Annotated in this window: 24 protein-coding genes; 9 read left to right on the forward strand and 15 right to left on the reverse strand. The window is 41.4% G+C overall.

The annotated features are described in order from the left end of the window. Positions 1 to 3: 3 nt before the first annotated feature. The gene (locus tag ACNAV8_RS03495; RefSeq protein ID WP_103853413.1) at positions 4 to 813 is read right to left on the reverse strand and encodes a cytochrome C assembly family protein; all 810 of its coding nucleotides are present in this window, start codon (positions 811 to 813) and stop codon (positions 4 to 6) included. A 169-nt stretch (positions 814 to 982) separates the two neighbouring features. On the opposite strand from ACNAV8_RS03495, the gene ffh reads away from it, so the two are divergent. Next, entirely contained in the window at positions 983 to 2368 is a 1386-nt protein-coding gene (gene ffh, locus ACNAV8_RS03500) for a signal recognition particle protein (protein ID WP_415777221.1), read from the forward strand. A gap of 72 nt (positions 2369 to 2440) precedes the next feature. On the opposite strand, the gene ACNAV8_RS03505 is transcribed toward ffh, so the two are convergent. The 4 genes from ACNAV8_RS03505 to infA form a co-directional block, all read right to left on the reverse strand. Continuing rightward, a complete protein-coding gene (locus ACNAV8_RS03505; RefSeq protein WP_103854717.1) occupies positions 2441 to 2842 on the reverse strand; it encodes an NUDIX hydrolase in 402 nt (133 codons plus the stop codon). A 106-nt stretch (positions 2843 to 2948) separates the two neighbouring features. Further along, positions 2949 to 4412, reverse strand: coding sequence for a sucrose-specific PTS transporter subunit IIBC (locus tag ACNAV8_RS03510; RefSeq protein WP_103854716.1), 1464 nt, complete (start codon positions 4410 to 4412; stop codon positions 2949 to 2951). 91 nt (positions 4413 to 4503) lie between these two features. Continuing rightward, positions 4504 to 6375, reverse strand: a complete 1872-nt coding sequence (locus ACNAV8_RS03515) for an ATP-binding protein (RefSeq protein ID WP_415777222.1) — start codon at positions 6373 to 6375, stop codon at positions 4504 to 4506. 132 nt (positions 6376 to 6507) lie between these two features. Beyond that, positions 6508 to 6726: a translation initiation factor IF-1 gene (gene infA / locus ACNAV8_RS03520; RefSeq protein ID WP_005627617.1), complete on the reverse strand. Its 219-nt coding sequence runs from the start codon at positions 6724 to 6726 to the stop codon at positions 6508 to 6510. 176 nt (positions 6727 to 6902) lie between these two features. On the opposite strand from infA, the gene ACNAV8_RS03525 reads away from it, so the two are divergent. The 4 genes from ACNAV8_RS03525 (at position 6903) to ndk (ending at position 10530) form a co-directional block, all read left to right on the forward strand. Continuing rightward, a complete protein-coding gene (locus ACNAV8_RS03525; RefSeq protein ID WP_415777223.1) occupies positions 6903 to 7451 on the forward strand; it encodes a DUF924 family protein in 549 nt (182 codons plus the stop codon). Positions 7452 to 7464: 13 nt separating this feature from the next. After that, entirely contained in the window at positions 7465 to 8673 is a 1209-nt protein-coding gene (locus ACNAV8_RS03530) for a low temperature requirement protein A (protein ID WP_103854715.1), read from the forward strand. 114 nt (positions 8674 to 8787) lie between these two features. Beyond that, positions 8788 to 10095, forward strand: a complete 1308-nt coding sequence (gene pepB, locus ACNAV8_RS03535) for an aminopeptidase PepB (RefSeq protein WP_103854714.1) — start codon at positions 8788 to 8790, stop codon at positions 10093 to 10095. 9 nt (positions 10096 to 10104) lie between these two features. After that, positions 10105 to 10530, forward strand: a complete 426-nt coding sequence (gene ndk / locus ACNAV8_RS03540; protein ID WP_103854713.1) for a nucleoside-diphosphate kinase — start codon at positions 10105 to 10107, stop codon at positions 10528 to 10530. A gap of 70 nt (positions 10531 to 10600) precedes the next feature. Here ndk and pfkA read toward each other — a convergent pair whose 3' ends face one another. From pfkA to ung, 5 genes are all read right to left on the reverse strand, one after another. Then, on the reverse strand, positions 10601 to 11566 hold the full coding sequence (pfkA, locus tag ACNAV8_RS03545) for a 6-phosphofructokinase (protein WP_103854712.1): 966 nt from the start codon (positions 11564 to 11566) through the stop codon (positions 10601 to 10603). Positions 11567 to 11679: 113 nt separating this feature from the next. Further along, positions 11680 to 12594: a cation diffusion facilitator family transporter gene (locus tag ACNAV8_RS03550; RefSeq protein ID WP_103854711.1), complete on the reverse strand. Its 915-nt coding sequence runs from the start codon at positions 12592 to 12594 to the stop codon at positions 11680 to 11682. Further along, positions 12594 to 13196 carry a hypothetical protein gene (locus ACNAV8_RS03555; RefSeq protein ID WP_103854710.1) on the reverse strand — a complete coding sequence of 201 codons (603 nt, stop codon included), beginning with the start codon at positions 13194 to 13196 and terminating at the stop codon, positions 12594 to 12596. The genes ACNAV8_RS03550 and ACNAV8_RS03555 overlap by 1 nt, the downstream gene beginning before the upstream one ends. Position 13197: 1 nt before the next feature. Next, on the reverse strand, positions 13198 to 13974 hold the full coding sequence (gene yaaA, locus ACNAV8_RS03560) for a peroxide stress protein YaaA (protein ID WP_103854709.1): 777 nt from the start codon (positions 13972 to 13974) through the stop codon (positions 13198 to 13200). Positions 13975 to 13995: 21 nt separating this feature from the next. Next, entirely contained in the window at positions 13996 to 14664 is a 669-nt protein-coding gene (ung, locus tag ACNAV8_RS03565) for a uracil-DNA glycosylase (RefSeq protein WP_103854708.1), read from the reverse strand. 281 nt (positions 14665 to 14945) lie between these two features. On the opposite strand from ung, the gene grcA reads away from it, so the two are divergent. Continuing rightward, entirely contained in the window at positions 14946 to 15329 is a 384-nt protein-coding gene (gene grcA, locus ACNAV8_RS03570) for an autonomous glycyl radical cofactor GrcA (RefSeq protein WP_103854707.1), read from the forward strand. Between the two features lie 137 nt (positions 15330 to 15466). Here grcA and artM read toward each other — a convergent pair whose 3' ends face one another. The 5 genes from artM to ACNAV8_RS03595 all read right to left on the reverse strand — a co-directional run bounded on the left by artM (position 15467) and on the right by ACNAV8_RS03595 (position 19489). Then, positions 15467 to 16150, reverse strand: coding sequence for an arginine ABC transporter permease ArtM (gene artM, locus ACNAV8_RS03575; protein ID WP_103854706.1), 684 nt, complete (start codon positions 16148 to 16150; stop codon positions 15467 to 15469). After that, positions 16150 to 16821: an arginine ABC transporter permease ArtQ gene (artQ, locus tag ACNAV8_RS03580; protein WP_103853429.1), complete on the reverse strand. Its 672-nt coding sequence runs from the start codon at positions 16819 to 16821 to the stop codon at positions 16150 to 16152. The genes artM and artQ overlap by 1 nt, the downstream gene beginning before the upstream one ends. A gap of 5 nt (positions 16822 to 16826) precedes the next feature. Next, complete coding sequence (locus ACNAV8_RS03585) at positions 16827 to 17549, reverse strand: lysine/arginine/ornithine ABC transporter substrate-binding protein (RefSeq protein ID WP_103853430.1); 723 nt, start codon at positions 17547 to 17549, stop codon at positions 16827 to 16829. 11 nt (positions 17550 to 17560) lie between these two features. Beyond that, positions 17561 to 18298 carry an arginine ABC transporter ATP-binding protein ArtP gene (gene artP, locus ACNAV8_RS03590; protein ID WP_415777224.1) on the reverse strand — a complete coding sequence of 246 codons (738 nt, stop codon included), beginning with the start codon at positions 18296 to 18298 and terminating at the stop codon, positions 17561 to 17563. 123 nt (positions 18299 to 18421) lie between these two features. Further along, a complete protein-coding gene (locus ACNAV8_RS03595) occupies positions 18422 to 19489 on the reverse strand; it encodes an AI-2E family transporter (RefSeq protein ID WP_103853435.1) in 1068 nt (355 codons plus the stop codon). A gap of 73 nt (positions 19490 to 19562) precedes the next feature. On the opposite strand from ACNAV8_RS03595, the gene arsC reads away from it, so the two are divergent. From arsC to ACNAV8_RS03610, 3 genes are all read left to right on the forward strand, one after another. Beyond that, on the forward strand, positions 19563 to 19913 hold the full coding sequence (gene arsC, locus ACNAV8_RS03600) for an arsenate reductase (glutaredoxin) (protein WP_103854705.1): 351 nt from the start codon (positions 19563 to 19565) through the stop codon (positions 19911 to 19913). Positions 19914 to 19990: 77 nt separating this feature from the next. Further along, entirely contained in the window at positions 19991 to 20299 is a 309-nt protein-coding gene (locus ACNAV8_RS03605; protein ID WP_103854704.1) for an alternative ribosome-rescue factor A, read from the forward strand. Continuing rightward, positions 20271 to 20564, forward strand: a complete 294-nt coding sequence (locus tag ACNAV8_RS03610; protein ID WP_103853438.1) for a DUF5377 domain-containing protein — start codon at positions 20271 to 20273, stop codon at positions 20562 to 20564. The genes ACNAV8_RS03605 and ACNAV8_RS03610 overlap by 29 nt, the downstream gene beginning before the upstream one ends. Positions 20565 to 20630: the final 66 nt, after the last annotated feature.

The raw sequence follows: 20630 nt of genomic DNA on the forward strand, positions 1-20630 counted from the left end.
AAATTAAAGCCCTAGCCCAAACGCAACTCGACTTCCAAAATAGGCAATCGAAAGCAAAATCATACCTGAAATGCTATAAATAATCACCTTTTTTCCACGCCAATGCCATTTCCAATGCCCGATTAACGCGACACCTAACACCAACCACGCAAGGAAAGAAAAGATGGCTTTTTGTACATTTTGTACGCCGAAGAAATCTGGCAAATAAATCGCACCAGAAATTAACGTTAAGGTAAGCAACACTTCACCACTTAACATTAAGCGGAAAAAATGGCGTTCCACCGTCATTAATGGCGGAATAATTGGCGATAGAGCCAGTTTTTTACTTTTAAGATTGCGGTCAATCCACCACAACTGCACGGCATATAAAGTGGCAATAAAACAGACAGCATAAGCCAACAACGCCAAGCCGATATGCAAGAATAAACCCACATTGTGGATCAAATGCTGCACGATAGAAAAAGGTAAAAATGTTTGTAAAATCAAATTGATAATGGCAAGGCAATAGACAATCGGCAACAAAAACCATAGCGTATTCACCCGAAAACCAATGGCAAAAGTTGCTAAAGCTGCCACGATCACACTTAGCAAGGAACTGATGTCCATTAAGGTGAAGGTTTGCTCATTCGCCCAATGGGAAAACAACGGCGCAAGGCTAATGCCGTGGGTAATAATCGCCAAAAGTGCGGTGCAAAAAAACAATGTTTTATTCGGTTTTTTGGTTTGTTCGCCCGAATGGGCTTTCAACAACATCGGGGTAATGAGAAGAATACTAATTAAATATAAAAAAATTGAAACAACGGCAAACCACATTTTTATTCACCTTTTTATTCGCTTTAATGCCAAATTAAGAACTATTCTTATTCTAGCCTTGCCGCACTAAAATCGCTATAAATTTCTTTCAAATGATGAAAATCTGTGGGATTTCAGTATAATTGGCACAATTTATTTCATTTCATTCCACTCAAATTTAGGAAAAACGATGTTTGAAAACCTTTCTGATCGGCTCTCGAAAACCCTGCGTAACATAACAGGGAAAGGGCGTTTAACCGAAGATAATATTAAAGATACCCTGCGCGAAGTGCGTATGGCATTGCTTGAAGCAGACGTGGCGTTGCCTGTGGTGCGTGAATTTATCAATAAAGTGAAAGAACGTGCTATCGGCGAGGAAGTGAATCGTAGCTTAACACCGGGGCAAGAATTTCTCAAAATAGTGCAATCCGAGCTTGAAAAAGCGATGGGTGAAGCAAATGAAAGCCTAAATCTTGCCACTCAGCCGCCAGCGGTGATCCTAATGGCGGGTTTGCAAGGGGCGGGTAAAACCACCAGTGTGGGGAAATTAGCTAAATTCTTGCGTGAACGTCAGAAGAAAAAAGTGATGGTGGTGTCGGCGGACGTGTATCGCCCTGCGGCGATCAAACAGCTTGAAACCCTCGCGCAAGCCGTTGGGGTGGATTTTTTCCCGTCTAACAGCCAGCAAAATCCAGTAGAGATTGTGCAAGCCGCCCTAGCAGAGGCTAAGCTCAAATTCTATGATGTGTTGATTGTGGATACCGCTGGTCGCCTGCACGTTGATGGCGAAATGATGGAGGAAATCCAAAAAATTCACACCGCACTTAATCCTGTGGAAACTCTTTTCACCGTGGACGCAATGACGGGTCAAGACGCCGCCAACACTGCAAAAGCGTTCAACGAAGCCCTCCCACTTACTGGCGTGATTCTCACCAAAGTGGACGGCGATGCGCGCGGCGGTGCGGCACTTTCTATTCGCCAAATCACCGGCAAACCGATTAAATTCCTAGGGGTTGGGGAAAAAACAGATGCCCTTGAGCCTTTCCACCCTGATCGTGTGGCTTCACGCATTTTAGGAATGGGGGACGTGCTTTCGCTAATCGAAGATCTACAACGTTCTGTGGATCAAGAAAAAGCGGAAAAAATGGCGAAAAAATTCCAAAAAGGCGATGATTTCACCTTGGAAGACTTCCGCGATCAGCTCGTTGAAATGAAAAAAATGGGCGGAATGATGACAATGCTTGAAAAATTACCGGGCGCGAAAAATCTGCCTGATCATATTAAAAATCAAGTTGATGACAAAATGTTCATCAAAATGGAAGCCATCATCAATTCAATGACCCTAAAAGAGCGCGCCAAACCTGAGATCATCAAAGGTTCACGCCGCCGTCGCATTGCGCTTGGCTCAGGCACACAGGTGCAAGACGTGAATAAATTGCTCAAGCAATTTGACGAAATGCAGCGTATGATGAAAAAAATGCGCAAAGGCGGTATGGCAAAAATGATGCGCGGAATGAAAGGAGTGATGGGGGGAATGGGCGGCCTAGGCGGTCTTGGCAATATGTTCAAACGCTAATTAACCATAAAAAACGGTAAAAATAAAACCGCACTTTAAAAGTGCGGTTTTTTTGTATTTATTCTAGTTCTTTTATTCCAGCATCCCTTGCTGTTTTAAATATTCCAAAACTTTTTGTGTGGCGAGAGAACATTTTTCTTTGTCTTGATAACCAATCCAAGCTAATTCAGCAATTTCACTTTCAGGGCGATAATCACCGATGAAATCGCCTTTGTAACAGGTGAGCGTTACAACGCAATCCATATTTTTTCCGTCTGCTTGAGCGGAAAATGCACCGATTCGTTGAAGGCTATTTTCAATTAAGTCGATGCCCAATTCTTCTTTAATTTCGCGCATTAGGGCTTGTTGATCACTTTCGCCTTGCTCTCTTTTTCCTCCGGGGAGATAAAATTTCTCTTTGCCTTTAGAGCGTGCCATTAATAATTGTTTATCTTTAATGTATAGCCAAGCTAGCTTATCGATTTGCGTCTTCATTTTTGCCTCGCTGAAAATAAAAATCTGCACCTTAAACGCAGAATATTGTATTCCTGTTTAAGGTGCAGATCAAAGTGCGGTGCTTTTTTTGCGAATTTTATAAAAATTACGCTTTAGCTTGCGCGCGTTTTACTAAAATAACAGAAAGAGTAAACGCAACGGCGAAAGAAATCACCATACCCACGCTGTACATTGCAAGGCTGTCTGGTTTAATAGACGGAATACCTAAGAACCCTGCTGCGCCAAGTGCTTGCGCTTTCACATTAAAGAACGCAATAAAGGCACTGGATAAACCTGAACCGATCATTGCTGCTAAGAAAGCTTGGCGATAACGTAAGTTCACCCCGAACATTGCAGGCTCAGTGATCCCTAATAAAGCAGAAATACCCGAAGGAATGGCTAAGCCGCGTACTTTTGGATCTTTCAATGCGAATGCCACACCTAAACAAGCCGCACCCTGTGCGACGTTTGACATTGCCGCGATTGGGAAGATGAATGTACCGCCCGATAATGACATATTAGAAAGCAGTTGCGTTTCTACGGCGATAAAGGTTTGGTGCATACCAGTGATAACGATTGGTGCATAGAATGTCCCGAAAATACCGCCACCGATAAAGCCAAGTTTGTCATATAACCAAGTTAAACCGATAGTGATCAAATCCCCTGCTTCACGTCCGATTGGCCCAATCACGGTGAAAGCAAGTAAACCCGCGATAAATAGCGAGAACATTGGAGTAATCAGGTTGTCTAGGTAAGACGGCACAAATTTACGGAACGTTTTTTCTAATGTAGCCAGAACCCAAGCAGAAATTAACGTTGGAATTACCGTGCCTTGGTAGCCCACTTTTTCGATTTCTAAACCGAACACATTCCAGTGTGTGATTTTGCCTTGTGCAGCAGTAAGGGCATAGTTCCAACCGTCTGCTAATGCAGGGTGAACCAATAACATTCCCAACGCTGCCCCTAAGAACGGATTTCCGCCGAATTTACGAGTAGCAGAAAAACCGAGCAACACAGGCAAGAACACGAATGGCGCGTTGGCAATAGTATTAATAAAATCAACAAGATCAGAAAGATTGCTAAAACGATCGACTACGGAATAACCTGTAATTGGCTGGCTAGAATCACGCAAGGCTTGTGGTACGTCCCAGAAGAAACCTTGTGCGGTAAGCATACTGTGGATACCCATTAATAAACCGCCCGCCACGATAGCAGGGATAATTGGCACGAAAATATCCGCCAAGCCTTTCACCAAGCGCATAATTAACCCTTGGTTATTTTCTGAAGCTTGTTTTGCAACTTCATTTTTGGTCATATCGCCGATGTTCAGCTGTTTCGCCATTTCATCGTGTACTTTATTTACGGTACCTGAACCAAAAATAATTTGATACTGGCCAGAAACTGCAAATTGACCTTTTACACCATCAATATTTTCAATCGCTTCTTTGTCAATTTTGCTTTCATCTTTCACCACAATGCGTAAGCGAGTTGCGCAATGTGCAAGCGCACTGATGTTATCTTTGCCGCCCAGTTTATCAATCACCTGCTTGGCAACATTTGGAAAATTCATCGGTTTTCTCCTCTTGTTGATATTGAATTAAAATTGCACAGATTCTAGCTAAAACCTTTAAGCGTGGCTAGTGTAATGTGTAAAAACTTTGCTAATGATCAACAGAATTTAGCCAATTTATTAACTTATCTAAATCTTTTTGCCAATTTTGCGATAATTGTTCCAAATAATTGGCGATTTCGCTTTCCCAATTTGGGTTTTCGCTATGCTGGGCTTGTTCGGCGATTTGTTGGATTCGTTTTAAGCCCACCGAACCTGCCGCACCTTTGATTTTATGCGCAATGTTGCCGACTTCAGTTTTGTGCGCGGGTTGAGTTTGATAAATGCGGTAAGCCGCCATTAATTCCGCCATATAATCGGGCATTAGCTGTTGGAAAAGTGCGGTGTTATTTTTTACTGTTTTTACGCCTAATAAAGCGACAAATTCATTGAGTGTGGCGAAATCTAGTGCGTCATCTTGCTCTATTGTCGTTTCTCTCATTGCTTTGGAAGAATTTTCGCCTAGCGGCAGCGCAATCTCATCAGCAAAATATTGATAAAGACATTGCGTCAGCGCCTCTAAAGAAAGGGGCTTACGCAGAATATCGTCCATTCCTTGCTGTAAATACTCTTGCTTATTGTGCATTACATTGGCAGTGAGCGCAATGAGTGGCGGCAGATAATCATATTCATCATTTTCGTATTTTTGGCGTAAATGCTGGGCGATTTGAAAGCCCGACATATCAGGCAGTTGAATGTCAATAAGCAGCAAGTCATAGCTATTTTGTTCAAATTTTTCAATGGCTTGTTGTCCCGTCATTGCGACATCTACTTCATAGCCCAATTTTTCCAGCACGGATTTCGCCACGATCACATTCACTTCAATATCTTCAATCAGCAAAATACGCAGCTGGCTTGGTAGATGTTGATGATAGGCTAACGGCTTGCTGACCGCCTCGGCTTGAATGGTTAAGGTAAAAACGGAGCCTCTTCCCACCGCACTTTGCACGCTGAGATCGCCGCCCATTAAATTGGCAATGGTTTTGGAAACTGCCAAACCAATGCCGCTGCCTGCGTGCTGATATTGATTGGATTGCACGCGGTAATACATCGCAAAAATATTCGCTAGCTCGCTTTCAGCAATGCCAATACCCGTATCGGAAATGGCGAAGGCAAATTGCTGTTCGCCAGTTCGGCTAACTTTCAGTTTGATCACGCCTTTTGGGGTGAATTTCACCGCATTATTAATTAAGTTCCATAAAATTTGGCTTAATCTGGCACTATCTAGCATCAGCCATTGCGGTAAATCAGGTTCGTATTCCAGTTCAAATTTGAGCTGATTTTGCTCCGCCATTAAGGTAGCAAAATTGGCAATATCATTAAGAAAAGCATAAAAATCCGTTTCTTTGCGGTTTAACTCAATTTTGTGCGCATCGATTTTTTCTAAATCAATAATATCACTAAAAATATGCCCTAAAGACACCGCACTCATATTGATGGTTTTCAGATAATTTTGCTGTTCGGTGCTTAAATTGCCGTCTAATAAAATACGGCTTAAGCCAATAATGCCGTTCAGCGGTGTGCGTAATTCGTGGCTAATGGTGGTCATTAACGCAGTTTTGTTACGGCTATTTTGTTCTAAATCATTTAATGCCACAGAAAGTTTTTTTTCTGCCACCATTCTTTCTGAGACTTCACGGCGTAAATTTTCCACTAATTTGGCTAATTCAAGGCGAGATTTTTCCAGTTTTTCCACCAAAAGGGTGAAGAAATAGATCACAAAAGGCGCGGAAATCAAGCCAAACACCACGGAACGCACCACGTCCGTCCAATAAACCGTTCCCACCACACAAAGGCTGAACAACACTTGTGTGCATAAAGCCAGCACCGCCAGTGCTAAGACGCCAAGTATAGAAAATCGCACGCGTCCAAGGCGGATCACCCAATCCACATAACGTTGTGCGAAGTGTTTGATATTTCTCATTTTACAACCTTGATTTAGCCAAATAGACAATAGCGTTATGATAACAACAACGCATAAAAAAAGAGATAAAAATTTGCCCTAGACAAGGCTAGGGCAAAATTTGAATAGGTAAGAAGAAAAATGATGCGATAATTAACGGCTGCGGAAAATAATGCGTCCTTTACTTAAATCGTAAGGGGTCATTTCCACGGTTACTTTATCGCCAGTTAAAATACGAATATAGTTTTTACGCATTTTCCCTGAAATATGTGCGGTTACAACGTGTCCATTTTCCAATTCCACACGGAACATCGTGTTTGGCAAGGTTTCTAAAATCGTGCCTTGCATTTCAATGCAATCTTCTTTAGCCATTAATTCCTCTAATGTTAATAAAATAAGTCAAAAAACGGGCGAATTATACTCTTTTCACCCGCATTCACCAAGTTTTTTCTAGAAATTTAGCCTAATGGGCAAAATTTAATAAGTTGTGGTAAAATCCGCCGCCGTGAAATTCACTTCATTTTTTATCGTCAACTAAGGAAATGTTTATGAGTATTGCCTCGCCACAAGCGGTGCTAGATTTTTGGTTTAGCGAAGAGAATCAGCCGTTTTGGTTTGTGAAAAGCGATGAATTTGATGACAAAATTCGCGAAAAATTTGACCGCACTTTAAAAGCCGCCGCGCAAGGTGAATGCGCCAACTGGCGTGAAAGCATTGAAGGGCGCTTGGCAGAAATTATCGTGTTAGATCAATTCTCGCGTAATTTATATCGCAACACCCCAGCAGCCTTTGCGCAGGATTCAATGGCATTAGTGTTGGCTCAAGAAGCCATTAAACAGCCTGATTTTGCTAGTCTACCGACCTTATGGCGTAAATTTATGATTATGCCTTATATGCACAGTGAATCAGCGCTGATTCATCAGCAAGCGGTGGAATTATTTACCGCACTCAATGATGATTACACCTTAGATTTTGAACTGCGCCATAAAGCGATTATTGATAAATTTAATCGTTATCCGCACCGCAATGCGATTTTAAATCGCACCTCAACAGCGGAAGAAATTGAATTTTTAAACCAGCCTAATTCTTCTTTTTAATTCGGAGTATTGAATGATTCATAAATTAATGAAAGCCCGTGATCATCACGAAGCCCATCGTGTTGCCACCACATTAGAGCTTTATTTTGATTTAGTTTTTGTGATCGCCATTGCGGCGACTGCAAGCGGCTTGCATCACGCCCTTGCGGCGCATCATTTTAGTGAAGGCTTAATCCATTTTGCCACCTCGTTTTTCTGCGTGTGGTGGGCGTGGATGAACTTTACTTGGTTTGCCTCTGCTTACGACAATGATGATTTTACTTATCGTATCGTAACAATGGTGCAAATGTTCGGCGCGATTATTTTAGCTATTGGCATTAATAATGTATTTGAGCACAACGATTATGTGATGATTTTGATCGGCTACATCGTAATGCGTGTGGCAATGGCATATCAATGGTTTCGTGCTGCAAAAGGTGATCCAGAGCGCCGCACCACCTGCTTACGTTATGCCTTCGGAATTATTTTCGCACAAATTTGTTGGACTATTGTGGCATTAAAATTCCCTTATTTATTCAACACCTTATTCCCATTCTTAGCCTTGCTTGAGCTTTCTGTGCCGGCCTGGGCGGAAAGCGCCAACAAAACCCCTTGGCACCCACACCACATTTCAGAGCGTTACGGCTTATTAGTGATTATCGTTTTGGGCGAAGGGATTTTAGGCGCAACTAACGCCATCACACCATTATTCCACAGTAATGAAGCAATGCTCACTGAAGCATTCCCATTAGGCTTAGGGATTTCAGCGTTAATGTTCTCCCTTTGGTGGCTTTATTTCAAAATGCCTTGGGGGGAATTTTTACACAGTGATCGCACGTTAAATAATGCCTTAGTCTATGGCTACGGACATTTATTGATTTTCATCGCGCTTACCGCTTTAGGTTCTGGATTAGAATTGTTAGCCGATTCCGTGAAAGAATTTGGCACAATGGCAGAAGTGGTGGAACACGCAAGTTCAAATGCACATTCTGTTTCACCTTTATTTGCAATGACCGTGTTAAGCATTTGCTCGGCAGTTTATCTCATTGCCTTAGCATTCTTGCGTTGGTATTTAGACAAAGACACCAATTACAGCGTGATCGGTTTTGTGCTTGCTATCGCTGCGACTTTCCTTGGCGTGCTATGTGTGTATTTAGGAATGCCGTTGCAATGGTCAATTTGGTTCACCGTGATTGCACCAATTGCAATGATCTCATTCTATAAAACGAAGCCAATTGGTTAAGTTTCATTGATCTTTCCCCTAGTCGAAAAAATGGGCTAGGGGAGATTTAACATTTTGATTTTTCTCACTCTTGTATTAGGATAACTAAACCTAATCTAAATAAGGAAGAGCATTATGTTAATTCACCTTTCAACACAACCTGCCAGCCCAGTTTGGGGCGAAAATGCATTATTGAGTTTTGCAAATGACGAAGGCACGGTTCACCTTAAACAAAATTCCACAAATTCCAACCGCACTTTAATTCAAAAAGCCGCGCGCAAATTGCGTAATCAAGGCATTAAAGAGGTGGAATTAGTGGGCGAAAATTGGGATTTAGAAAACTGTTGGGCGTTTTATCAAGGTTTTTATTCGGCAAAACAGGATTATGCCATTGAGTTTCCTCATTTAGATGACGAGCCGCAAGCGGAGCTATTTGCCCGCATTCAGTGCGGTGATTTTGTTAGAGAAATCATTAATTTACCTTCCGATGTTATCACACCACAAAAATTAGCTGAGCGTGCTGCGCAATTTATTGCCGAGCTTGCAGCAGAATACGCCAATGAAAGTGCGGTGAATTTTGAGATTATTTCTGGCGAAGCCTTATTAGAGAAAAATTATCAAGGCATTTGGAATGTGGGCAAAGCCTCCAACCATAAGCCAGCAATGCTGCAATTAGAGTTCAACCCAAGCCAAGATCCAAACGCCCCTGTTTTAGCTTGTTTAGTGGGCAAAGGAATCACCTTTGACAGTGGTGGTTATAGCTTAAAGCCAAGCGATTCAATGTCCACAATGCGCACCGATATGGGCGGAGCTGCTTTAGTTACAGGCGCATTAGGTATGGCCATTGCAGGCGGTTTAAATCAGCGCGTGAAGCTTTATCTTTGCTGTGCAGAAAATATGGTAAGCGCCGAAGCAATGAAGTTGGGCGATATTATCACTTATCGCAATGGCGTAACCGCTGAAGTGTTGAATACAGACGCAGAAGGGCGTTTAGTGCTAGCTGATGGCTTAATTGAAGCGGATAAGCAAAATCCACAATTTATTATTGATTGCGCCACCTTAACGGGCGCGGCAAAAATGGCGGTGGGCAATGATTATCACAGCGTCCTTTCAATGGATAACGAACTGGTTGCAAGCTTGTTTAACGCTGCACAAACGGCTAACGAACCTTTCTGGCGTTTGCCTTTTGAAGAATTTCACCGCGCGCAGATCAGCTCTCAATTTGCCCAAATCGCCAATATTGGCACAGTACCAGTGGGCGCAGGCGCAAGTACGGCAACAGCATTTTTATCTTACTTCGTGAAAAATTACCAACGCCATTGGCTGCATATTGATTGTTCGGCGACTTATTGTAAATCAGCCAGTGATTTATGGGCAACAGGCGCAACAGGCATTGGCGTGCAGACCTTGGCGCATTTTTTACTCAACCAAGCAAATTCATAGGAGGAAAGCGTGGAGCGGACATTATCCATTATTAAACCTGATGCGGTAGAGCGTAATTTAATTGGCAAAATTCTCAACCGCTTAGAAAGTGAAGGGTTTCACATCATCGCAATGAAAATGGTGCATTTAACGCAAACACAAGCAGAAGGGTTTTATGCGGAACATCAAGGAAAGCCATTTTTTGATGATTTGGTGAAATATATGACTTCCGCGCCAGTGGTGGTTTCGGTGCTAGAAAAAGAAAATGCGATAAAAAGCTACCGCACTTTAATGGGCAAAACCAACCCTGAAGAAGCCGATGAAGGCACATTGCGCAAAGAATTTGCTTTAAGCAAAACACAAAACTGCGTTCACGGCTCTGATAGCCCAGAAAGCGCCGCCCGTGAAATTGCCTATTTCTTTGCTGGCGAAGAAATTTGCCCAAGAGTAGAGTAATTTTGTGATTTTCTAAAACAAAAGAGCCAATAAAAATTGGCTCTTTTTTATAAGCATAAAAAATAGAAAATTAATCCAAACGGGCTGCCATTTTGAGCCAGTCAGCTTTAAATTCACGGCGCATATTATTAATTGCGTCAATAATATCGTGATGAACAAGTTGTTCGTTTTGAATACCCACGCAGTAGCCACCTTTGCCTTGTAAAAGCAGATCTACTGCATAAACACCCATACGAGAAGCTAAAATACGGTCAAAGGCGCAAGGGGTACCACCACGTTGGATATGCCCTAAAATCGTCGCACGTGTTTCGTGTTTTACACGGGCTTCAATTTCTTTGGCTAACTCATTCACATCACAAATATGCTCTGTCATTGCAATGATTGCGTGGCGTTTACCTCTCAAAATACTACGTTCGATTTGTTGAATTAATGCTTCGCGGTCAAATTCCACTTCAGACGCAACAATGTATTCACAGCCACCTGCAATCCCCGCAGAAATGGTTAAATCGCTACAATGTCTGCCCATTAATTCCACGATTGAAATACGTTGGTGCGAACTTGAGGTATCACGCAAACGGTCAATAGCCGTTACCGCCGTTTCTAATGCGGTTTGATAGCCGATGGTGTAGTCTGTGCCTGCCACATCGTTATCAATCGTGCCGGGAATACCCACGCAAGGGAAGCCGTGTTCTTCGGTGAGCAATTTTGCGCCCATATAAGAACCGTCTCCGCCGATAACAACGAGCGCATCAATACCGTGGGAACGTAAAATTTCCGCACATTTCGCCCGCACTTCTGGTTTTTTAAATTCTGGGAAACGTGCTGAACCAAGGAATGTTCCGCCGCGGTTAATAATATCTGATACGCTATAACGTGTTAATTGTTTGATTTTATTGTGATAAAGTCCGTGATAACCATCATAGATACCATAAACTTCTAAGCCTTCGCCTAAGGCTGAACGAACCACGCCACGGATCGCAGCATTCATTCCAGGGGCGTCCCCACCACTTGTTAATACGGCAATTTTTTTAATCATAATCGTTAATACCTTTATTCAAAGTTAATAATATAAAAACTGTGCGTAGCTTACACTATTCGCAAAACCTGCTCTAGAAAAATTTTGTGAATTCTATCACATTTTGATTTAGGTTAAGTATTTGGCTGTAAGCTATCAGCTTGAGCTTGTTCAATCTGCACCACGCTGGTTGGTTCGTGATGAATTACTATATCCACGCGGGGAAAACATTGGCGTAAACGCTGTTCTAGATGATCGGTGATTTGATGCGCCTCTACAAAAGAAAGGTGATCATCGAGTTCCAAATGAAATTGAATAAAACGAATTGCCCCTGAACGGCGAGTACGCAAATCGTGAAAGCCTAAAATATTCGGCTGCGATTGAATTACCTGTTCAATTTGCGTAATTTCTTCTAGCGGCAAGGCTTGATCGAGCAATAACTGAATAGCATCGTAAAACATTTTTGCCGCATTACATAAAATATATAAAGCAATTACAATAGCAAAAATTGCATCAGCCCACAGCATACCCCATAAGCTCAACCCTAAAGAACATAAAATGGCAATGTTCATCAGCAAATCTGTTTGATAGTGCAAGCGATCCGCCTTAATCGCAGGGCTATCGGTTTGCTTGATGATATGGCTTTGATACAGCACCAGAAGCAAGGTTGCCACAATGGAAAACAGCGTAACTATAATGCCGAGATAGGTTTGATTTAACGGCTGCGGTGAAGTTAAACGGTAAATCCCTTGTAATAAAAGGAAGATCGCACTACCAGAAATAAACGCACTTTGAATGAGCGAAGCAAGTGATTCCGCTTTGCCGTGTCCAAAAGAATGGTTGTGATCCGCAGGCATTAGGGCAAAACGCAAGATCAGCATATTCATAAAAGAGGCTAATAAATCCAGCGTGGAATCCGTAATGGACGCTAGCATACTGACGGAATCCGTTTTCCACCACGCAAAGCCTTTGATTAAAATTAACAGTAACGCGGTGAAAATGGCACAATTCGCTGCCCGTTTCACCTGTTTAGAATAGACTTCTTGCATTAGGGATTACAGCTCCAAGTGAAATGCCCATTGTTTAATTTTTGCATTTCTTTATCCACCACATATTTCTTCAAATAACGAATTACTCGGTTGTGTTTCATATTCATTAATTTGCGATCTTTGGCAATTTTCACAGAATATTGATATTGCACAAAACCACAAAATGGAATCTCTTTACCCCGCGCTACATTTACTTGCCAATCAGGATTTTGTTCGGTCGGATCGTAAATCACAAAGGCAAACAGCTCATTTTTTTTACTATAAATATCAAAATGCTCTACGCCAGTATTTCGATAAACCCGTTTGCGCAAGCCAATGCGATCTTTTAAAGAGAGCTTATCCTTATTGCGATCTTGCAATAATTCGATGGCACTATGCCATTGCTCCGCGCTTTCACCTTTTGGCACATAAACGTAACGCGCAATGGTTCCTAAATCTTGCTGCGAGGCGAGATAATAGGTTTTATCATTATGCTGGATCTGTTGCTCCACTGAAAGTTGTGGGGAAGTGGTGCAAGCAGTCAGCCAAAGTGCGGTGGAAAAAATCACAATTTTTTGTACCGCACTTTTTTGTTTTACAATCCATGGAAGTAATTGTTTCATTTTATTCACTTAAATCCCGTTTAAACACGAATTCCTTTTCCGTTGATGAAGTGGCGTCAAACCAGTAGCCACCGAGATCGAACTCTTTTAATTGTTCCACTTGAGTGAGGCGATTTTGAATGATGTAACGACACATTAAACCGCGTGCTTTTTTCGCATAAAAGCTGATCACTTTATATTTACCATTCTTATTATCTAAAAAGACTGGCTTTACAATATGCGCCTTCAGCTCACTTTCCTTAACGGATTTATAGTATTCATCGGAGGCAAGATTGACCAACACATTATCCCCTTGCTGATCCAAGGCTTGTTGCACCGCCGCGGTGATAATATTGCCCCAAAAATGATACAAATCCTTGCCTTTCGGGTTGGCTAATTTTGTTCCCATTTCTAAACGATAAGGCTGCATTAAATCCAAAGGACGTAGCAGACCATATAAGCCCGATAGCATTCTCAAGTGTTGCTGGGCGAATAAAATATCATCACGGGATAAATGCGTGGCATCTAGCCCCGTATAAACATCACCTTTGAACGCAAAAATCGCAGGGCGCGAGTTTTGTTCATTGTGATCCTTATTCCACTCAGCAAAACGTGCCACATTTAATGCGGCTAATTTATCGCTAATGGACATTAAAGATGCAACATCTTGCGGCGCAAGCTGACGACAAATCTCAATCAGCTGCTCGCTATATTCCGTTAAATCAGGCTGAGAAACGTCAAATTTTTCCACCGCACTTTCAAAATCAAGAGTTTTGGCGGGAGAGATAATTGCTAACATAATGAAATCCTTATAAATTCTTTAAAGCGTTAAGGGCAGTTGCCATTCTATCGGCGCTAATTGATGCTGTTGTAAATAGGCGTTCGTTTGCGAAAAATGCTTGCAACCGAGAAATCCGCGATGTGCCGATAAGGGCGAAGGGTGTGGCGCAGTTAGCACGCAATGTTTTTGTCTATCAATAAATTGCCCTTTTTTCTGCGCGTGGCTGCCCCATAAGAGAAAAACAAGATTTTCGCGTTGTTCATTTAAGGCGGCAATCACCCGATCGGTAAAAGTTTCCCAACCAAAGTTTGAATGGGAATGGGCTTTGCCTTGTTCCACGGTTAAAACCGTATTTAACAGCAGCACACCTTGTTCTGCCCAGCTCACTAAATAACCGTGCTGAGGAATTTGAAAGCCCACATCATTGGCTAATTCTTTATAAATATTGACTAACGAGGGTGGTGGCGCAATACCAGGTTTCACCGAAAAAGATAGACCGTGCGCTTGGTTTGGCCCGTGGTAAGGATCTTGCCCTAAAATCACCACTTTCACTTGATCAAACTCGGTTAATTTGAAGGCATTGAAAATCTCATTGCTCGGCGGATAGACAATTTTGCCTGCCGCTTTTTCACGCTGGACTTGCTGTAAGATTTGCTGAAAATAGGGCTGGCTTTTCTCGCCACCAATCACATCTTTCCACGTTTTCATTTTGTTTTCCTCAGCGTTAAACCTAGGCTAAGATTATAAAGAACCTCACCTCAAATTAACAGCCTCTATTCCAATTTAATGTTTAACTAATCTTTATAAAAATGTTAAATAATTGTTAAATTTAAAATGATGAATTTATTTTATTTTTGATATGTATCAATTTAGCTATTTTTGTTTGATAAATTCAATCTGATCCATATCAAAATAATTGAATTGGTCAAATTTTTTGATAAAATCCCTACCAACTTATGATTAATTAACAAACAAATTTAGGAGTTCTTATGATTAAAGGTATCCAAATCACTCAAGCTGCAAATGATAACTTATTAAATTCATTTTGGTTATTAGACAGTGAAAAAGGTGAAGCACGTTGTTTATGTGCAAAAGGTGATTTCGCAGAAGATCAAATCGTAGCAGTAAGCGAATTAGGTCAAATCGAATATCGTGAATTACCAGTAAATGTTGCCCCAACAGTAAAAGTTGAAGGTGGTCAGCACTTAAACGTAAACGTTTTACGCCGTGAAACTTTAGAAGACGCGGTGAAAAACCCTGAAAAATATCCACAATTAACCATCCGTGTTTCTGGTTATGCAGTACGTTTCAACTCATTAACCCCAGAACAACAACGTGATGTAATCACTCGTACTTTCACTGAAAGTTTATAATTTCTCCAATTAGTAGTTTAGACTATAAAAAATCGCCCTTAGCTATCGGGCGATTTTTTTATGCAATCATATTGTTTTCAGGTAATTCTCAACAAAATTTAAGGGATAAAAAATATCTTATCCTTACTATTTAAATACTAAGAACGCTCCACTTCCAATCTTTCAAACACCAACACTCTATTTTCTAGTTTGCGTAGTAATAATGTGGCGATGCCTGTAATTGCAAGGTAGATGACACCTGCGATGCCGTAAATGGTGAGTGCGTCATATTCTGTGCCGTAAAGCTGTCTTGCGTAGCCCATAATATCTAAAATGGTAATGGTTGAAGCAAGCGATGTGCCTTTAAATACCAAAATAATTTCATTGCTGTAAGACGGCAAGGCGCGTTTTAAGGCATAAGGAATTAAGATTTTCAGTGTTTGCCAACGGCTTAAGCCAAGCGCTGCACAACTTTCCCATTGTCCTTTTGAGATCGCTTTCACTGCGCCGTAAAATAATTGTGTAGAATAAGCCGCACTGTTTAGCGCAAGGGTGAGCATTGCGCAAAACCACGCATTAGACAATAACGCCCACGCGGGGCTTTCTACGATCCATTGGAATTGTCCTGGGCCGTAATAAATTAAGAAAAATTGCACTAATAGTGGCGTGCCAGTGAATAAAGTTAGGAAAATATTCACCGCACTTTTTAGCAGTTTATTTTCCATCGCAAGAATAAAGGTTAAAGCAATGGCCAAAATAAACGCAAAAAAGAGCGCCGAAACCGTAAGCAATAGACTTGTTGGAATCCCCTGTGCGATGGTGATGAAATAATCGTGAATCATTATTCCACTCCTCTTTCAAAGCGGGTAAAACGCCATTCGAGCTTACGGATTAGCACTTGGCTGATAAGCGTAATTACTAAATACATCAATGCAGCAAAGCCATACCAAGTGAAAGGTTCGTGGGTTCTTGTGTTAATTAATTCCGCTTGACGCATTAAATCGTGTACCCCAATCAATGAAACGAGGGCGGTATCTTTTAATAACACTAACCATTGATTGCTCAAGCCCGGTAAGGCGTGTCGCCAAACTTGCGGCATAATGATATGCAAAAAGGTGTAGCTACGGCTTAAACCAAGGGCTGCGCCTGATTCCCATTGCCCAAGGGGAATGGCTTGAATGGCGCCACGCAAGGATTGCGAAGCATAGGCGGCAAAAATAATGGATAACGCCAACACCCCACAAAAGAATGGGCTAAGTTCCAAATATTTTCCAGTGATTAATTCCAACACTTCAGGAATGCCAAAATAAATTAAGAAAACCACCAAAATTTCAGGCAAGCCACGCAAAAGGGTGATGACAACGGCGCTCGGTTTACGCACGCATTGCCATTTGCTCATTTCTAGGCTAACAAAAATGAGCGATAAAACGAGCCCTAATAATAAGGAACACACCGCTAACCCTAAGGTCATTAGGGTTGCGGTGTACATTAAAGGAAGATAATCCACAAACATAGCGATTATTTAGTCATCCATTTATCGTAAATTTTTTGGTATTCGCCGTTTGCTTTAATGGCTTCGATACCTTTGTTTAGGCTTTCTACTAAAGCAGTGTTAGATTTATTTACTGCGATACCTAAACCGTTGTTGAAGTAACGTTTATCCGTAACACGCTCGCCCACGAAAGTTAATTCAGGGTTTTTCTCGAACATATCACGCAATACGTCAGTATCACCGAAGATCAAATCAATACGCCCGTTTTTTAAGTCAAGAATGGCATCTTGCAGGCTTGCGTAAGATTTAGCAGTGTATTGTTTAGCTTCTGCGTTAGCATATTGTTGGTAAGTTGTCCCATTTTGCACACCCACGGTTTTCGCCGTAGCTAAATCTGCTTTTCCTTTTACTGCGATGAAACTTGCTGAGCTTTCGTAGTAAGGTTGGCTGAATGCCACTTGTTTTGCGCGAGCTTCGGTAATATCAATAGCTGAAATTGCAGCATCAAACCCACGGCCTTTAATTAAGCTTGGAATTAACGCGTCAAAAGCTTGGCTTTTAAAATGACAAGTGGCTTCGATTTCTTTACAAATTGCATTGGCAATATCCACATCAAAACCAACGATTTCGCCTTTTTCATTGGTTAATTCAAATGGCGGATAGCTTGGTTCCATTGCAAAAGTAATATCTTGTGCTTGCGCCATTGCCGCTGAACTTGCTAAAAGGGTTGCTAAAAGTAATTTTTTCATTGTGTAATTCCTTAATGTGAATGAGATAAATATTGTTTAAATTGTTCCGTTTTTGGCTGCATAAAACAGTTTGCATCGCCCATTTCGATGATATGGCCTTTTTCCATATACACCACTTTGGTTGCCACTTTCTGTGCCACAGAAACTTCGTGGGTCACAATTACTTGGGTTATGCCCGTTTCTTGTAATTCCTGAATAATGGATACCACTTGCGCCGTAATTTCAGGATCAAGCGCTGCGGTTGGTTCATCAAATAATAAAACTTGCGGTTTCATCATTAATGCTCGGGCAATCGCCACACGCTGTTGCTGTCCACCAGAAAGATGCAATGGAAAGCGATCAGCAAATTCTTCTAAACGTAAACGGGCAAGCAATTCAAGGGCTTGTTTTTTTGCCGTTTCTTTATCTAATCCAAGCACCTTTACGGGCGCTTCGATTAAATTTTCAATAACCGTTAAATGCGGCCATAGATTGTATTGCTGGAATACCATTCCCACATCTTGGCGTAATTGACGCATTTGTTTTGGATTTGCCGTTGCCGCAGAAAGATCAAATTTATTGTTGGCAATCACCAACTCACCAGACTTTGGCACTTCTAATAAGTTTAAGGTGCGAATCAGCGTACTTTTCCCCGCACCACTTGGCCCTAATAAAACCACGGTATCCCCATCTTCCGCCGTTAGGTTAATGTCAAACAGGGCTTGCGATGAACCGTAGAAAAAATTGAGATTTTTTACACTAATGGTCATTTTTGTTGTTAGCTCTAGATTTAAAGTTGAAATAATATTAATGTTTTTTGCATAACTATGCAAATAAAAAGTCAAAAAATTTTCACCGCACTTTTGTATGGGTGCTTTTGAGATAAAAATCCCTTAATTTTGTCCCGCACTTTCATCGGAAGGCCAAGAATGCACTACGGCTTTAACTAAGGTTGCAAGTGGAATCGCAAAGAACACGCCCCAGAAGCCCCATAATCCACCGAAAATCAGTACGGCGACAATAATGGTCAGCGGATTAAGGTTTACCGCTTCAGAGAATAAAAATGGCACGAGTAAGTTTCCGTCTAAAATTTGACTTATCACATATGCGGCGATTAATGACCAGAAAGTCGGTGTAATGCCGAATTGCGACATTGCCACTAACGCCACAGGAATGCTTACTAACACCGCGCCCACATAAGGCACTAGCACGGATAGCCCCACGGCAACGGCGAGCAACAAGGCATAACGCAGATCGAAAAACAGGAAGATTGCATAAGTAATCACGCCAACTACTAGAATTTCAATAATTTTGCCGCGAATATAATTGGCGATTTGTTTTTGCATTTCTTGCCAAACTTTATCGGCCAGTTTGCGGTTGCGTGGTAAAAATCCACTGATGTAAGTGAGTAATTCTTGTTTATCTTTCAATAAGAAAAATACCATTAATGGCACAAGGAAAGCGTAAATGCCTAGGCTCACAAGGCTGATAATAGACGAAATCGAGAGTTTGAGCGCTGATTCACCAAAGCCTAAAATTTTGCTTTTCACGCTGGTGAAGAAGCTGTCAATCATTTGGTAATCCACCACTTCAGGATAATGCTCAGGCAAGGAAAGTAGCCAGTCATTGAGCGAATTAAACATATGTGGCAATTCGCTAAACAAGTTAATAGTTTGATTAACCAGTGTTGGAATGAGTACCAGTGCGATAATCAGCACAATACTAATAAAGCCGCCAAGCACTAAAATGGTGGCTAGTAAGCGGGGGAATTTGAGTTTTTCATTTAACACGCGGATTGGCATTTCCAGCAAATAAGCCAGTACGATGGCCACCAATAACGGCGCAAGTAAATCACTAAAAAAATAAATGGCGATAAAGCCAAACAGCAAAATGGCGAGTAATGCCATTGCCTGCGGATCACTAAATCGGCGCTTATACCAATTTTTCAACATTTCTAACATAAAAGCTCCTTTCGGCGAGAATTTGTGCTGATTATAAGGTAAAATGAGACTGATTTAATACAAGGAATTTTCTATGACTGTTAAAATTTATCACAACCCGCGTTGTTCCAAAAGTCGCGAAACCCTTGCCTTATTACAACAGCAAGGAATTGAGCCAGAGATCGAGCTTTATTTAGAAAAGCAATATTCCGTTGACTTCTTACAACAGCTCGTACAAAAGTTGCTGCTTAACAGCGTGCGCGAAATGATGAGAACTAAGGACGATTTATACCGCACTTTGCAGCTTGATAATCTTGAACTCACCGAAAATCAGCTGTTGGAGGCTATCGCACAACATTCTGCCTTGCTTGAACGCCCTATTGTGGTGAATGGCGAAAAAGCGAAAATTGGCCGCCCACCAGAAAGTGTTTTAGCAATTTTATAATTTCTTCGTTATAATAATGCCCGCCCAAAATAGGGCATTATTTTTAACAAGTATTTTTAATTCGATTAGAGGCAACAATGAAAAAGAAAAACGCTTTTGCGCCCCTTGCTGACGTGCAAGGTTGCACCGCCTATCAGCATAACAAAGGGACAATTCGTGATAACGCTATTCAGGCATTATTATCCGACAAATTATTTCGTCAACGCATCGAGAAAAAGCGAAAAGGCAAAGGCAGTTACCAGCGTAAGGCAAAGCATCAAGGGAAATATTTTGAAAAGCCCGATTATCAAATTTTTGGCAACAAAGATTTTATAATCGGGTTTTTCTTAACAAAAATAGCAAATAGAGGAAGTCATTATGTCAATCAGAACAGAATGTTTATTTAGCAACGAATGGAACGTACGAATTAGCGATCCCGGTGAGGAAGGCGCGCACAGTCATTTTTTTGAGAAAATTTATATTACGCTTGATGCCCATATTGACGGAGAAAAGATCACCTATGAATTCACCCGCAAAGTGGAAGATCAAGTAAAAATCAACCGCACTTTTACTGATTTAACCGAATTATTCAAATTTTTAGGCGAATATCTTGACCCTGTGGCGCTAGGATTCTTAGGCGTAAAAATTGGGAATTTAGGGGTGAAAGCTTAATCTGATTGATAACTAAAAAAGAGCGATTTTTCAACCGCTCTTTTTTATTTACTGTTAAGCACTATT

Source organism: Avibacterium endocarditidis, from assembly GCF_965138825.1.
GTDB lineage: Bacteria > Pseudomonadota > Gammaproteobacteria > Enterobacterales > Pasteurellaceae > Avibacterium > Avibacterium endocarditidis.